Annotated in this window: 14 protein-coding genes; 2 read left to right on the top strand and 12 right to left on the bottom strand. The window is 66.4% G+C overall.

What is annotated here, in order from left to right; genetic code table 11:
- Positions 1 to 82: 82 nt before the first annotated feature.
- From AC07PZ_RS07010 to sucC, 4 genes are all read right to left on the bottom strand, one after another.
- Positions 83 to 874, bottom strand: a complete 792-nt coding sequence (locus AC07PZ_RS07010) for a Stp1/IreP family PP2C-type Ser/Thr phosphatase (protein WP_495294327.1) — start codon at positions 872 to 874, stop codon at positions 83 to 85.
- A gap of 41 nt (positions 875 to 915) precedes the next feature.
- Complete coding sequence (locus tag AC07PZ_RS07005) at positions 916 to 1596, bottom strand: TerC family protein (protein ID WP_495294326.1); 681 nt, start codon at positions 1594 to 1596, stop codon at positions 916 to 918.
- Positions 1597 to 1692: 96 nt separating this feature from the next.
- Complete coding sequence (gene sucD / locus AC07PZ_RS07000; RefSeq protein ID WP_495294325.1) at positions 1693 to 2586, bottom strand: succinate--CoA ligase subunit alpha; 894 nt, start codon at positions 2584 to 2586, stop codon at positions 1693 to 1695.
- A gap of 9 nt (positions 2587 to 2595) precedes the next feature.
- On the bottom strand, positions 2596 to 3756 hold the full coding sequence (gene sucC / locus AC07PZ_RS06995) for an ADP-forming succinate--CoA ligase subunit beta (protein WP_495294324.1): 1161 nt from the start codon (positions 3754 to 3756) through the stop codon (positions 2596 to 2598).
- A 179-nt stretch (positions 3757 to 3935) separates the two neighbouring features.
- Between sucC and argC the strand changes: the two genes are divergently transcribed.
- Positions 3936 to 4859, top strand: a complete 924-nt coding sequence (argC, locus tag AC07PZ_RS06990; protein WP_495294323.1) for an N-acetyl-gamma-glutamyl-phosphate reductase — start codon at positions 3936 to 3938, stop codon at positions 4857 to 4859.
- Between the two features lie 56 nt (positions 4860 to 4915).
- On the opposite strand, the gene scpC is transcribed toward argC, so the two are convergent.
- The 4 genes from scpC to recA form a co-directional block, all read right to left on the bottom strand.
- Positions 4916 to 6412 (bottom strand): succinyl-CoA:acetate CoA-transferase ScpC, encoded by a 1497-nt coding sequence (scpC, locus tag AC07PZ_RS06985; protein ID WP_495294322.1) that lies wholly within the window; start codon positions 6410 to 6412, stop codon positions 4916 to 4918.
- Positions 6413 to 6468: 56 nt separating this feature from the next.
- Complete coding sequence (locus AC07PZ_RS06980; protein WP_495294321.1) at positions 6469 to 7410, bottom strand: bestrophin family protein; 942 nt, start codon at positions 7408 to 7410, stop codon at positions 6469 to 6471.
- Between the two features lie 80 nt (positions 7411 to 7490).
- Positions 7491 to 7949 (bottom strand): recombination regulator RecX, encoded by a 459-nt coding sequence (gene recX / locus AC07PZ_RS06975; RefSeq protein ID WP_495294320.1) that lies wholly within the window; start codon positions 7947 to 7949, stop codon positions 7491 to 7493.
- Positions 7950 to 9074, bottom strand: a complete 1125-nt coding sequence (gene recA, locus AC07PZ_RS06970) for a recombinase RecA (protein WP_495294319.1) — start codon at positions 9072 to 9074, stop codon at positions 7950 to 7952.
- 143 nt (positions 9075 to 9217) lie between these two features.
- On the opposite strand from recA, the gene AC07PZ_RS06965 reads away from it, so the two are divergent.
- Positions 9218 to 9700, top strand: a complete 483-nt coding sequence (locus AC07PZ_RS06965; protein WP_495294318.1) for a MarR family winged helix-turn-helix transcriptional regulator — start codon at positions 9218 to 9220, stop codon at positions 9698 to 9700.
- Positions 9701 to 9712: 12 nt separating this feature from the next.
- Here AC07PZ_RS06965 and AC07PZ_RS06960 read toward each other — a convergent pair whose 3' ends face one another.
- The 4 genes from AC07PZ_RS06960 to AC07PZ_RS06945 are packed head-to-tail and all read right to left on the bottom strand — an operon-like array spanning position 9713 to position 13496.
- Positions 9713 to 11089, bottom strand: coding sequence for an amidase (locus AC07PZ_RS06960; RefSeq protein WP_495294317.1), 1377 nt, complete (start codon positions 11087 to 11089; stop codon positions 9713 to 9715).
- Positions 11090 to 11108: 19 nt separating this feature from the next.
- Positions 11109 to 11861 carry an SDR family NAD(P)-dependent oxidoreductase gene (locus tag AC07PZ_RS06955; RefSeq protein ID WP_495294316.1) on the bottom strand — a complete coding sequence of 251 codons (753 nt, stop codon included), beginning with the start codon at positions 11859 to 11861 and terminating at the stop codon, positions 11109 to 11111.
- Positions 11862 to 11892: 31 nt separating this feature from the next.
- The gene (locus AC07PZ_RS06950; RefSeq protein ID WP_495294315.1) at positions 11893 to 12663 is read right to left on the bottom strand and encodes an SDR family NAD(P)-dependent oxidoreductase; all 771 of its coding nucleotides are present in this window, start codon (positions 12661 to 12663) and stop codon (positions 11893 to 11895) included.
- Positions 12660 to 13496, bottom strand: coding sequence for a polysaccharide deacetylase family protein (locus AC07PZ_RS06945; protein ID WP_495294314.1), 837 nt, complete (start codon positions 13494 to 13496; stop codon positions 12660 to 12662). The genes AC07PZ_RS06950 and AC07PZ_RS06945 overlap by 4 nt, the downstream gene beginning before the upstream one ends.
- Positions 13497 to 13523: the final 27 nt, after the last annotated feature.

Raw genomic sequence — 13523 nt, 5'->3', positions numbered from 1 at the left:
TCCAGCATCAGTAGGGGAAGCAGAGTGCACCGGATTGTCGACGCTGCCATGTCATGGGAGCGTTATTCCGGAGCGTGCCGCGTTATCCGCGCCTGACCGCTCTCGCAAGAACAACTGAGATGTTGTCCCGGCCGCCATTGTCATTTGCATTTGCAACCAAAAGTGTCGCGAGGGACGGGAGGTCGATATCTCTGTTCAAAAGTGTGAAAAGCTCCACATCCGGCACCATTTCGGTGAGCCCGTCAGAACACAGGAGATAGAGATCCTCGGGCTGCGCGGCATGTTCGTGCAACTCGAGATCGACGGAGCTCTCGATACCGAGCGCACGCGTGACCAGATTGCGCTGGTTCGATGACGCAGCCTGTTCAGGTGTCAGCAGGCCTGCGTCGAGTTGCTCCTGCAGCAGCGAGTGGTCATGGGTGAGCTGGTCGAGCCGTCCGCCCCGCAAGCGATAGCAACGCGAGTCGCCGATGTGCCCGACAAGCACCGATCGCTCGCCGAACGCCGCCAACACGAGCGTGGTCCCCATGCCATACAGAAGCTGGCTGCCCATGCCCGTTTTCAGGATGGCGCCGTTCGCTTCGTCGACGCCGGCCCGCAAGGCACGCCGCAGCGCGCGTGGCGATGCCGGCCGGCCCGTGCGTGCAATCCATCGGCTGAAATTGGCGCGCAGCAAGCTGATCGCCATGTCACTGGCGACCTCGCCGCCGTTGTAGCCACCCATGCCATCCGCAAGAAGCGCAAGGCCGAGCTCGGCGTCGAAGGCCACTGCGTCCTCGTTGTTGCCGCGCACGCGGCCGGCATCGGTGAGCGCCGCGAAATCCCACGAACCCACCGTCTCGGTGGGATGTGGTCGTCGGCCGAATAGCAGCATCTGGGTCGTGTCGCCGTCTGCTGCTTACCGACGACTTCGTATCAGTCCGCGTGCTTCGCGCGCGACTGCAACCAGCGGCCAAAAAGCACGACGAACACGGCCCCGACGGTCGCTGCCGCGTAGTGCAGCCAAGGCGTGGCGGTCACGATGTCGTGCAGCACGACGTCGCCAGCGATGGTTTCGCCTCCCACCCAGCCGATCAGCGCGGCACCAAGCATGACGATGATCGGAAAACGCTCCATCAGCTTGATCATCAGCGTGCTGCCGAAGATCACCAGCGGGATGCTGATCGCAAGGCCGAGGATCAACAGCGTGGTGTTGCCTTGTGCCGCAGCGGCCACGGCAATCACGTTGTCCAGGCTCATCACCAGGTCGGCGATCAGGATCGTGCGTACGGCCGCGAACATGCTGCCGTATTCCTTGCTCTCACCCTCACCGTCTTCTTCTTCGCTCAGCAACTGCACGCCGATGTAGAGCAGCAGCACGCCGCCTGCAATCTGCAGATAAGGCAGTGCCAGCAATTTGGCGGCGACCACGGTCAGCACGATGCGCAGCACGACGGCGGCGCCGGAGCCGATCAGCACGGCCTTCTTCTGCTGGGCTGGCGGCAGCGAACGGGCAGCCAGCGCGATCACGACCGCGTTGTCGCCGGAAAGAATGATGTTGATCCAGACGATCTTGATCAGACCGATCCAGAAATCCGATGTCTGCAGTAATTCCATTGTCTTCCCTCATTTTTGTATGGCAAAAAGCGCCCGCAATTTGCATTGCGAGCGCCCTGCTCTGTTGGAGTAACGGATCTTAGCGGCCCAAGGGGCTCAAAGCTTTGCCTTCAGCAACTTGGCCAGTTCCGAGAAGTTGCGCGTCACGGTGAAGCCCGACTCTTCCATGATGGCGAGCTTGGCATCGGCCGTGTCGGCACCGCCCGAGATCAGCGCGCCGGCGTGGCCCATGCGCTTGCCGGGAGGCGCGGTCACGCCTGCGATGAAACCGACGACCGGCTTCTTCATGTTCAGCTTGCACCAACGGGCTGCGTCAGCTTCGTCCGGGCCGCCGATTTCGCCGATCATGATGACCGCGTCGGTGTCCGGATCGTCGTTGAAGGCCTTCATCACGTCGATGTGCTTGAGACCGTTGATCGGGTCGCCACCGATGCCGACTGCCGACGATTGGCCGAGGCCGATTTCGGTCAACTGGGCCACGGCTTCATAGGTCAGCGTACCCGAGCGCGAGACCACGCCGATGCGGCCCTTGCGGTGGATGTGGCCGGGCATGATGCCGATCTTGATTTCGTCGGGCGTGATCAGGCCGGGGCAGTTCGGGCCGAGCAGCAGCGTCTTCTTGCCGCCGGCAGCTTCCTTGGCCTTCATCTTGTTGCGCACTTCGAGCATGTCCTTGACCGGAATGCCTTCGGTGATGCAGATCGCCAGGTCCAGGTCGGCTTCGACGGCTTCCCAGATCGCGGCGGCCGCGCCGGGTGGCGGCACGTAGATCACCGACACGGTGGCGCCGGTTTGCGACGCGGCTTCCTTGACCGAACCGAAGATTGGAATGCCGAAGATCGACTCGCCGGCCTTCTTCGGGTTCACGCCGGCCACGAAGGCGTTCTTGCCGTTCGCGTATTCCTGGCACTTTTCCGTGTGGAACTGACCGGTCTTGCCGGTAATGCCTTGCGTGATGACCTTGGTGTCTTTGTTGATGTAGATCGACATGACTAATCCTTACTTGACGGCTGCAACCACTTTTTGGGCCGCTTCGGCCATCGTGTCGGCGCTGATGATGGGCAGGCCGGATTCGGCCAGCATCTTCCTGCCTTCGACTTCGTTCGTGCCCTTCATGCGCACGACCAGCGGAACGCTCAGGTTCACGGCCTTGCAGGCTGCGATCACGCCGGTGGCGATGGTGTCGCACTTCATGATGCCGCCGAAGATGTTGACCAGAATGCCCTTGACGTTCTTGTTCTTCAACATGATCTTGAAGGCTTCCGTGACCTTCTCGGGGGTGGCACCGCCGCCCACGTCCAGGAAGTTGGCCGGCTCGCCGCCGAACAGCTTGATGGTGTCCATGGTGGCCATCGCCAGGCCGGCGCCGTTCACCAGGCAGCCGATGTTGCCGTCCAGCGAGATGTAGGCGAGGTCGAACTTCGAAGCCTCGACTTCGGCCGCGTCTTCTTCGTCGAGGTCGCGCAGGGCCACGAGTTCGGGATGGCGGAACAGCGCGTTCGGGTCGAAATTGAACTTGGCGTCGAGCGCCATGATGTTGCCCTTGCTGTCACGGTTCAGCGGGTTGATCTCGACCAGCGAGGCATCCGTTTCCATGTAGCAGGTGTAGAGCTTCTTGAAGACGTCGACGGCTTGCGCGGTCGAGTCGGCCGGAATGCCGATGCCGTCGGCGATTTCCTTGGCTTGCGCGTCGGTCAGGCCGGCCGCTGGGTCGGCGTAGACCGTGATGATCTTCTCGGGCGAGGAGTGGGCCACTTCCTCGATGTCCATGCCGCCTTCGCTCGAGGCGATGAACGCGACCTTCTGCGTGGCGCGGTCGGTCACGGCGGACACGTAGTATTCCTTCTGGATGTCGGCGCCGTCTTCGATGTAGAGGCGGCGGACCTTCTGGCCTTCGGGGCCGGTCTGGTGCGTGACGAGCTGCATGCCGAGGATGTCTCCGGCGAGCTTCTTCACGTCTTCGATGGTCTTGGCGACCTTGACGCCGCCACCCTTGCCGCGGCCACCCGCGTGAATCTGGGCCTTGACCACCCACACCGGGCCGCCAAGTTTCTGGGCGGCTTCGACGGCCTCCTGGACCGTGTAAGCCGGAATGCCACGCGGCACAGGCACGCCGAACTTGGCAAGGATTTCCTTGCCCTGGTACTCGTGAATCTTCATGAGGTGTCTCTCGGAACGGGGGGGTTGAGAACGGAAGCTGGTTGGGCTTTGCTGTCCGCGGGCCACGGCGCCTGGAGGGCGGGGGCGGGGGACAACGCAGGAATGTATCATGGTGCGCCGCACCAAGCCCGAGTTGCCGACGCGGTCAATACGTAGATCCTCCCCCGAGTACAAACACCATGGCCAAGGTTTTCATCGATGGCGAGGCCGGCACCACCGGCCTCCAGATCCGCGAGCGGCTCGCCCGGATGCCGCAGATCGAAGTTGTGAGCATCGCGCCCGAATTGCGAAAGAATGCAAACGCCAAGCGCGACTTGATGGCCGGCGTGAACATCGTCGTGCTGTGCCTGCACGACGACGCGGCAATCGAGTCGGTGGCGCTGATCGACCAGTTGCCGGGCGCCAAGCCGAAGATCATCGACGCATCGACCGCGCACCGTACGAATCCACGCTGGACCTTCGGCTTCCCCGAATTGGTCGAAGGCCACTGGCAGGCCGTGGCGCAAGCCGACCGCGTGGGCAATCCGGGCTGCTACGCCACGGGCGCCATCGCGATCGTGCGTCCGCTGGTCGATGCGGGCATCCTGTCGGCCGACTTCCCCATCGCGCTGCCCTCGGTCAGTGGCTATTCCGGGGGCGGCCGCACGATGATCGAGGCCTATGAAAAGGGCGAAGCGCCGCCTTTCGAAACCTACGCGCTGGGCCTGAAGCACAAGCACATCCCCGAAATCATGAAGTTCACCGGCCTCACGCGCCGCCCTGTCTTCATTCCGTCGGTGGGCAACTTCAAGCAGGGCATGCTGGTCCAATTGCCGCTGCACCTGGACGACCTGCCAGGCAAGCCGAAGGCCACCGACCTGCACGAGGCGCTCGCCGCCCACTACGCGAAGAGCAACACCCCCGGACAGTACGTGCAGGTGCTGCCGCCGACGGACGACGGCAAGCTCGAGCCGACGGCGCTCAACGACACCAACAAGCTCGAACTGCGCGTGTTCCCGAACGAGGACCATCGCCACGCCGTGGTGATCGCGCGTCTCGACAACCTGGGCAAGGGCGCCAGTGGCGCCGCGGTACAGAACCTGGAGCTGATGCTCGGGCTCTGACAGGCTCTCGGGCGCAGTCGGCACGGCCGGCTGCGCTCGCTCGCCGCTCGCCCGCGTCAGTCGGTCATGCGGCCCGTTTCACGGTACCGCTGATGCCATGACAGCGCCTTTTCCAGCACATGCGGCGTCTGTCCGCCACGCGTGGCGACGGCTTCCTCGACATAGTCGTTCAGCATGCCCCGGTAGGGTTCGGCCGTGCAGTTCGCGATGATGGCCCGCGCCCGCTCGCGCGGTGCCAGCCCGCGCAGGTCGGCCAGGCCGATCTCGGTGACCAGGATGTCGACGTCCTGCGGCACATGGTCCACGTGCGACACCATCGGAACGATGCTCGACACCGCCCCGCCCTTCGCCACCGACTTGGTCGCGAAGATCGACAGGTAGGCGTTGCGCGCGAAGTCGCCCGAGCCGCCGATGCCGTTCATCATGTGCGTGCCCAGCACATGCGTCGAATTGACGTTGCCGTAGATGTCGGCCTCGAGTGCCGTGTTGAGCGCGATGATGCCGAGCCGGCGGATGATCTCGGGGTGGTTGCTGACCTCCTGCGTGCGCAGCACCAGCCGGTCCCTGTAGGCGCCCAGGTTGCCGAACACCTGCGCGGCGCGCGCCGGCGACAGCGTGATCGACGAGCCCGATGCGAAATCGAGCTTGCCCGCGTCGAACAGATCGAAGGTCGAGTCCTGCAGCACCTCCGAATACATGGTGAGGTGCTGGAACGGACCGGCGGCGAGCCCCGACATGACCGCATTGGCCACGGTGCCGATGCCCGCCTGCAGCGGCAGCAAGCGCTCGGTCAACCGGCCCAGCGCCACCTCGCGCTCGAAGAATTCGACGAGATGCCCGGCGATGGCCGCCGTCTCGGCATCTGCGGGCAGTACCGTCGAGGTGCTGTCGGCCTTGTCGGTGATGACGATCGCCACGATCTTCTCGGGCGGGATCTCGATCGCCGTGCTGCCGATGCGGTCGTGCGGCGTCATCAGCGGCATCGGTTCGCGCTGCGGACGGTGCCGCGGGATGAAGATGTCGTGCAGCCCTTCGAGTGCCGGCGACTGCGATGTGTTGATTTCGACGATGACCTTGTCGGCCAGGATCGCGAAGCTGGCGCTGTTGCCGATCGACGTGGTCGGCACGATGGCGCCGGTCTCGGTGATGGCCAGCGCCTCGATCACGGCCACGTCGATGGGTGCGATCTGGCGCGTGCGCAGCAGCTCCACGGTCTCCGACAGGTGATGGTCGATGAACATCACCTCGCCCCGGTTGATCGCGCTGCGCAGCGTCGGGTCGGCCTGGAAGGGCATGCGCCGCGAAATCGCGCCGGCTTCGGCGAGCGTGCGGTCGATGTCGCTGCCGAGCGAAGCGCCGGTCATCAGCGTGATCTTCAGCGGCTCGTGGCGGGCACGCTCCGCCAGCGCGAGCGGCACGGCCTTGGCGTCGCCCGCGCGCGTGAAGCCGCTCATGCCGACCACCATGCCATCGCGGATCCACGCCGCCGCGGACTCCGCGCTCGTGATCTTGTTCATCAGTTCAGGCAGGCGGATGCGGCTTTGGTAGGACATGGTGCGGGATGCTTTCGCGGCGGAAGGATCGAAGGTGATGAAAAAAAGAAAAAGGCTCAGCGCAGGCAGTAGTCGACCGGCTGCAGCGGCGGGGGCGCCACGTCGCCGACCGACTCGCGCAGGTCGATCTCGAGCGCGCGGCACAGCGCCTCGAGCGGCAGGTCGTTCGGCTCCAGGCCGAACGGCTCCTCGATCTCGTCGCCGAGCGCGTCCAGCCCGAAGAAGGTGTAGGCAATGATCAGCACGACGAAGGGCGTCATGAAGCCGATCGAGTCGACCAGCCCGAAGGGCAGCAGGTAGCAGTACAGGTAGGCCGTGCGGTGCAGCAGCAGCGTGTAAGCAAACGGGATCGGCGTGCCGCGGATGCGCTCGCAGGCGGCCGCCGCGCCGCCCAGCGCGGACAGCGTGCCGTCGACGTTGGCCGCGAGGCAGGGCTCGATGCGCCCTGCCTTCACCGCTTCCTGCAGGTCGGCACCCATGCGCAGCAGCAGGAAATGCGGCTTGTTGGAAAACCCCCGCATCGCCGTCGATTCGGCCTCGCGCAGGTAGGGTTGCGTATCGGACTGCGGATCGGTGTTGCGCAGCTGGTGGCGCAGCGCATGGGCGAAGGCGGCGGCGCGCAGCGTCATGCGCACGCGCAGGTCGTCCAGGCCATGACGCCGATGGTCGGCAGGGCCATCGCCGTCGATCAGGCTCTGGCATTGACGCGCCAGGCCGCGCGCCCGCAGGATCACTTCGCCCCAGAGCTTGCGTGCTTCCCAGAAGCGGTCGTAGGCGGCGCTGTTGCGAAACCCCAGAAAGATCGCGAGCGGCAACCCGATCAGCGAGAAAGGCACGGTGCCGATCGGGATCTTGAGCGCGCCGAGGCTGCCATGCGCCAGCGTCACGAGCACCGCGATCACCACGTTCAGCAGCAGCGCGGGCCCGATGCGCGGCAGGATCGAACCGCGCCAGAGAAGGAAGATCTTCAGCCCGGAGGGGCGATTCCGGACGATCATGGGAGGCGGCGTTTCAAGAGATGGCGGTCGACACACGCACCGAAAAGCGGTGCGGGCGCCGATTGTCGCGGCACACCTGCTCAGTTGTCTTCGCCGAAGCCCTTGTCCGACAAAACCCGTCTGACGACTTCGCTGCCGAAACCACGTGCGATCAGGAAGCGCGCCTGCCTGGCGCGCTCGGTCTGATCGGCCGGCAGCGCGCCGAAGCGGCGAGCCCAGACCTCGCGCGCACGCGGCAGTTCGGTGTCGCGCAACGCGGCGACCGCTTCACTGATCGCCTGCGGCGCAATGCCCTTCTTCTGCAGCTCCTGCCGCACACGCGCGGCGCCCATCCGCGGCGCGCGCTGGTGCACCACCGACTGCACCACCCGAACTTCACTGATGAAGTCCTTGGCGGCCAGCTCGTCGAGGGCGGCTGCGAGCGTGCCGGGCTCTTCTTCGTACTTCGCGAGCTTGCGTTCGAGCTCGCTGCGCGAATGCTCGCGCTGGCTCAGCAGCCGCAGCGCGCGGCCCTTGAGCGACGGTGCGGCAAAACCCATTTATTCCTTGGCGGCCTGCTTGGCCGCCTTGGCCTCTGCCTTCGCCTTGGCGTCGGCTTCGGCCTTGGCTTCTTCGGAACCCGCATTGGCCGCCAGCAGCGGGATGCCCAGCGATTCGCGCACCTTGTTCTCGATCTCGCGCGACAGCTCGGGGTTCTCGCGCAGGAACTCGCGTGCGTTGTCGCGGCCCTGGCCGATCTTCTCGCCGTTGTAGGCATACCAGGCGCCCGACTTGTCGACGATCTTCGCGGTCACGCCCATGTCGATGATCTCGCCCTCGCGGCTGATGCCCTCGCCGAACAGGATGTCGAACTCGGCCGTCTTGAACGGCGGGCTGACCTTGTTCTTGACGACCTTGACCTTGGTCTCGTTGCCGATCGCCTCGTCGCCTTTCTTGATGGTGCCGATGCGACGGATGTCCAGGCGCACCGAGGCGTAGAACTTCAGCGCGTTGCCGCCGGTGGTGGTTTCGGGCGAGCCGAACATCACGCCGATCTTCATGCGGATCTGGTTGATGAAGATGACCATGCAGTTGGTCTTCTTGATCGTGGCGGTCAGCTTGCGCAGCGCCTGGCTCATCAGGCGGGCCTGCAGGCCGGGCAGGGAGTCGCCCATTTCGCCTTCGATTTCGGCCTTGGGCGTGAGCGCGGCCACCGAGTCGACCACGATCAGGTCGACTGCGCCGGAACGCACCAGCGAATCGACGATTTCGAGCGCCTGCTCACCGGTGTCGGGCTGGCTGATCAGCAGGTCGGACAGGTTGACGCCGAGCTTCTGCGCGTACTGCACGTCGAGCGCGTGTTCGGCATCGACGAAAGCGCAGGTGCCGGCCTGGCGCTGCATCTCGGCAATGACCTGCAGCGTGAGGGTCGTCTTGCCCGACGATTCCGGGCCGTAGATCTCGATCACCCGGCCGCGCGGCAGGCCGCCGACGCCGAGTGCAATGTCAAGGCCCAGCGAGCCGGTCGACACCACCTGGATGTCCTCCAGCGCTTCGCCTTCTCCCAGACGCATGATCGTGCCCTTGCCGAATTGCTTTTCGATCTGGGCCAGTGCAGCCTGCAGGGCCTTGGCCTTTTCGCTGCCGGCGACCGAGATGCTGCTGCCCTTGACGAGTGCGTCCATGAGAAAACTCCTTGAATATCAACGGGTTGTTGTGACCTCATCCCTGCTGCGCATAAGCACAGGCTGGATGCTTGAACAGTAGTGTAGCGACGGGTACTTTGAAGTAAACCCATTATTTGGTCAGTTTGATTTACCATTTGAAGATGGCCGATCTCATCCCTCAGACCGACTCCGACGACTGGCGCCAGACCCATCTGGGCCGTCTGCTCGGGCATGCGATGCGCCGCTTCGACGAGCGCGTGCTGGCGCTGATGGCGCATGACCCCGGCGTGCCGCTGGCGCTGTCGAACCTGGCGGCGCGCGCGCAGATCAGCGCGGCGCACATCCACATCACGCGCCACCTGGCGCGCGGCGGATCGCGGCTGACCGAGCTGGCGGAGCGCGCGGGCATGACCAAGCAGGCGATGGGCACGCTGGTCGACCAGTGCGAGGCCTGGAACCTCGTCACGCGCGAGCCCGACCCGCTGGATGCGCGGGCGCGCCGCGTGCGCTTCACGGCCGACGGGCTGGCCTGGCTCGACGCCTTTCACCAGGCCGTGACGCAAGCCGAGGCCGAATTCCGCGCCAGCGTCGGCAGCGAAGTCGCGACGGTGGTGATGCTCGGCCTGGAAGCCTACGCGAGCTGATTCAGCCCACGCTCAGCCGACCAGCGGCTCGACCAGCGCAGCGATGCCGAGCAGGTAGCTGTCGTCGTACCAGCGGCCGGCCAGCTGCAGGCCGATCGGCAGGCCCAGCGCGCTGCGGCCGCAGGGCATCGACAGCGCCGGATGTCCGGTGAGGTTCATCGGGTAGGTGTACGGATACCAGGCGCGGCGCACCGTGCCGGCCGGCTGGCCCGCGATCTCGATCTCGCCGCTGACGTCCATGTCGACCGGCAGCGGTGGTGCCGACACGGTCGGCGACACCAGCACGTCGAAGCGCTCGAACAGCGCCTGCAGTTCACCGAAGCAGCGTGTCTTGGCGAACGTCGCCTCGTGCAGCGCGACCGCGCCATGCGCGCGGCCCTTGCGCACCAGCTCGGCCAGCGTCGGATCGAGCCGGTCGCCGAAGCGCTCCAGGTTGTCGCCGATGCGGGCCGCGAGCAAGGTCTGCAGCACGACGAGGAAATGCTTCTCGAGCGAGACGAAGTCGAGCTGCACCGTCTCGACGATCGCGCCTTCGCGCGCCATCGCGTCGACCGCGGCGGTGGTGATCGCGGCCACCTCGGGGTCGACCGGATTGCCCGCGGTCGGCAGCCACGCGACCTTCAACCCGCGCAGCGAGGCCGGCGCCGCACGCAGCGACATCGGCCCCGCGAGCCCGTACGGATCGCGCGGGTGGAAGCCCTTGATCGCGTCGAACAGCAGCGCGGTGTCGGCCACGTCGCGCGCCATCGGGCCGGTGAAGGAGTTCGCGGAGAACAGGTCGGGCGCCTGCAGATGCGGCACCACGCCCAGCGTGGGCTTGAGGCCGACGATGCCGCAGCACGAAGCCGGTATGCGGATCGAGCCGCCGCCATCGGTGCCCAGCGCGAGCGAGCCCTGGCCGGCCGCCACCGCCACGGCTGCACCGCAGCTCGAGGCCCCGGGAATGAAGCGCGCATCGACCGGGTTCAGCGTGCGACCGAAGATCGGCGCGGTCGGCACCGGCTTGTGGCCGAACTCCGGCGTCGTGGTCTTGCCGATCAGGATCGCGCCGGCCGCCTTGGCGCGCGCCACCGCAACGGCGTCTTCCTTCGGCACGAAGTTCTCGTAGATCGCCGAGCCCATCGTGGTGCGCACGCCGGCCGTCGCGGTCAGGTCCTTCACCGAATACGGCAGGCCATGCAGCGGCGGCAGGTCGGCGCCGGCCACCACCTGCGCCTCGGCGACGCGCGCTGCATCGAGCGCCTGCTCCGCCGTCACGGTGATGAAGGCATTGAGTTCGCGGCGTGCCTCGATGCGGTCGAGCGCGGACTGCACGGCCTCGACCGGCGAGACTTCCTTGCGGCGGATCAGCGCAGCCAGTTCGCGCGCGCTGTGGTTCATCAGGTCCATCGTTGTTCTCCAGGGCGAGTCAGAGCATCCAGCGGCCGCCGTCGATCAGCAGCGTCTGGCCGGTGATGAAGCGGGCGTCGTCGCCCGCCAGGAAGCTGACGGCTGCCGCCACGTCTGCGGGCGAGCCGATGAAGCCGGCCGGCGTGCCGGCCACGATGCGCGCGAGGATCTCGGGCTTGAGCGTGTCGTGCGCCCGCGTGCGGATGGCGCCGGGGCAGACGACGTTGACGGTCACGCCGTGCGGCGCCAGCTCGCGCGCCAGCGACCGCGTGAAACCGACCACGCCCATCTTGGCCGCGGCGTAGTCGGCCAGGCCCGGGTCGCCGGCGAAGGCGGCATCGGTGCTCATGTTGACGATCCGTCCGAAGCCGCGGTCGCGCATGCCGGGTGCCACGCGGCGCGAGGCACGCATCGTGGTGAGCAAGGACACCTCGATCACGAAGCGCCAGGTCGACTCCTCCGATTCGGCGAAGGGCGACGAACGCTCGCGGGCGCTCTGCCCGACGTTGTTGAACAGCAGGTCGACCGGGCCCAGCTCGGCCTCGACGCGATCGAAGAAGGCGCCGAACACCGACGCGTCGGTGCAGTCGCCGGACACCGCCAGGCAGCGTTCGCCCAACGCCGGCAGTGCTGCGAGCTGCGCCAGCAACGGCCCGCAGTCCAGATCGAGCACCGCGACACGTGCGCCGTTGGCGAGAAAGTCCAGCACCGACGCGGCGCCGATGCCCTGCCCGCCGCCGGTGACCACCGCCACCCGGTTGTCGAATTTCATGAAGGCCTCGCGCGTAGGGGGTTCTGGTGATTCAGTGAAAGGTGCGGCCACCGTCCACGGCGAGCGCCGTGCCGGTGACGTAGCTCGACGCGGCACTGCTCAGGTAGAGCACCGCCTCGGCGACTTCCTCCGGCTGGGCGATGCGCCGCAACGCATAGCGCTGGCGGATCGCCTCCAGCGCGGCGGCCGGGTCCGGCGCGTTCTCGTAGCTGGTGCGAAACAGCGGCGTGTCGATCGCACCGGGGCAAACCGCATTCACGCGGATGCCGTCGGGCGCCGCCTCGATGGCCAGCGCCTTGCCGAACATGATCACGCCGGCCTTGGCCGCGCAATAGGCCGTGCGGTTCGACAGCGGACTGAGCCCTGCGCCCGAGGACACGTTGACGATGGTGCCGCCGCCCGCGCGGCGCAGGTGCGGAAGCGCCGCACGGCACAGCAGCATCGGGCCGGTCAAGTTGACGGCGAGCACGCGCGACCAGTCGGCGTCCTGCATGTCTTCCAGCGGCGCCAGCAGGTCGATGCCGGCGGAATTCACGAGCGCGTCGATACCGTCCAGGCGCTGTGCGGCCTCGGCGACCGCATGGTTGACCGCTTCGGCATCGGCCACGTCGCAGTTCAGCGTGACGACGTTGCTGGCATCGCCCTCGCCCAGGCTGCGCGCGGCGGCAGCGAGCGCGTCCGCATCGCGGTCCAGCAGGCCGACGCGTGCGCCGCGCTGCAGTGCGAGCCGCGCCACCGCCAGGCCGATGCCGCTCGCACCGCCGCTGATCACGAAGCGCTGGCCGCGGTGCGGCGTGCTCACTGGCCGCCCTTCGTCCCGGCAGCCGCCTTCAGCCGCGGCCGCATGTCGTCGGAGATCCGGTCGCAGCGGTCGATCCAGACGTTCGGGTGCGCCAGCGCATGCTCGATCAGGCCCTCGAGCACCTTGATGCGCGAAGGCTGCCCGATGATCTCGGGATGCATGCCGACCATCATCATCCGGTCCTCTGCATAGAGCACGTCGAACTCGCTCTTCCAGGCTTCCAGCACGGCCGACGGCGCCTGCAGCGTGCGCCCCGGCAGCACGATCGAATACTGGAAGAACGGCGCATCGTCGAGCACCCAGCGGAACGGCAGTTCGACGATGTCGGTGCGCTGGCCGCCGATCTCCAGCAGGTAGGGCGAGTCGTCGTCGAAGAAGTTCGACGAGTAGTCGAAGCCGTATTCCTTGATCAGGTCCAGCGTGATCGCGCTGAACTCCGCCGCCGGCGAACGCCAGCCGCGCGGACGGCTGCCGGTGAGCGAGGTCAGCACCTCCATGCCGCGGCGCATTTCCTCGCGCTCTTCCTCCGGCGAGAGGTTGACGATCCAGCGGTGGCTGTAGCTGTGGTGCGCCACCTCGTGGCCCTTGTCGATCACCTCGCGGACCAGGTCCGGATGTTTCTCCGCGACCTCGCCGGGGATGAAGAAGGTGGCCTTGATGTCGTAGCGGCCGAGCAGCGCGAGCACGCGCGGCATGCCGACCTTCCAGCCGTAGGCGCCCTGCGACATCAGGATCGGCCGCGCCGCGTTGGCCGGATCGCGGCCGGTCCACATCGTCTCGGCATCGAGATCGAAGGTCAGCATGAGCGGAAAGCCTTTGCTCGTGGTGGGCATCGTGGAACTCCTTGGGAAATTGGACGT

Source organism: Variovorax sp. GW821-FHT10B04 (assembly GCF_059415645.1).
Note: the sequence above shows the minus strand (reverse complement) of the source record. Positions and strands in the feature narration are given on the sequence as shown.

What these genes read in the sequence shown, in the direction of transcription:
- AC07PZ_RS07010 (WP_495294327.1), bottom strand. Translation starts at nt 874, where the DNA reads ATGCTGCTATTCGGCCGACGACCACATCCCACCGAGACGGTGGGTTCG.
- AC07PZ_RS07005 (WP_495294326.1), bottom strand. Translation starts at nt 1,596, where the DNA reads ATGGAATTACTGCAGACATCGGATTTCTGGATCGGTCTGATCAAGATC.
- sucD (WP_495294325.1), bottom strand. Translation starts at nt 2,586, where the DNA reads ATGTCGATCTACATCAACAAAGACACCAAGGTCATCACGCAAGGCATT.
- sucC (WP_495294324.1), bottom strand. Translation starts at nt 3,756, where the DNA reads ATGAAGATTCACGAGTACCAGGGCAAGGAAATCCTTGCCAAGTTCGGC.
- argC (WP_495294323.1), top strand. Translation starts at nt 3,936, where the DNA reads ATGGCCAAGGTTTTCATCGATGGCGAGGCCGGCACCACCGGCCTCCAG.
- scpC (WP_495294322.1), bottom strand. Translation starts at nt 6,412, where the DNA reads ATGTCCTACCAAAGCCGCATCCGCCTGCCTGAACTGATGAACAAGATC.
- AC07PZ_RS06980 (WP_495294321.1), bottom strand. Translation starts at nt 7,410, where the DNA reads ATGATCGTCCGGAATCGCCCCTCCGGGCTGAAGATCTTCCTTCTCTGG.
- recX (WP_495294320.1), bottom strand. Translation starts at nt 7,949, where the DNA reads ATGGGTTTTGCCGCACCGTCGCTCAAGGGCCGCGCGCTGCGGCTGCTG.
- recA (WP_495294319.1), bottom strand. Translation starts at nt 9,074, where the DNA reads ATGGACGCACTCGTCAAGGGCAGCAGCATCTCGGTCGCCGGCAGCGAA.
- AC07PZ_RS06965 (WP_495294318.1), top strand. Translation starts at nt 9,218, where the DNA reads ATGGCCGATCTCATCCCTCAGACCGACTCCGACGACTGGCGCCAGACC.
- AC07PZ_RS06960 (WP_495294317.1), bottom strand. Translation starts at nt 11,089, where the DNA reads ATGGACCTGATGAACCACAGCGCGCGCGAACTGGCTGCGCTGATCCGC.
- AC07PZ_RS06955 (WP_495294316.1), bottom strand. Translation starts at nt 11,861, where the DNA reads ATGAAATTCGACAACCGGGTGGCGGTGGTCACCGGCGGCGGGCAGGGC.
- AC07PZ_RS06945 (WP_495294314.1), bottom strand. Translation starts at nt 13,496, where the DNA reads ATGCCCACCACGAGCAAAGGCTTTCCGCTCATGCTGACCTTCGATCTC.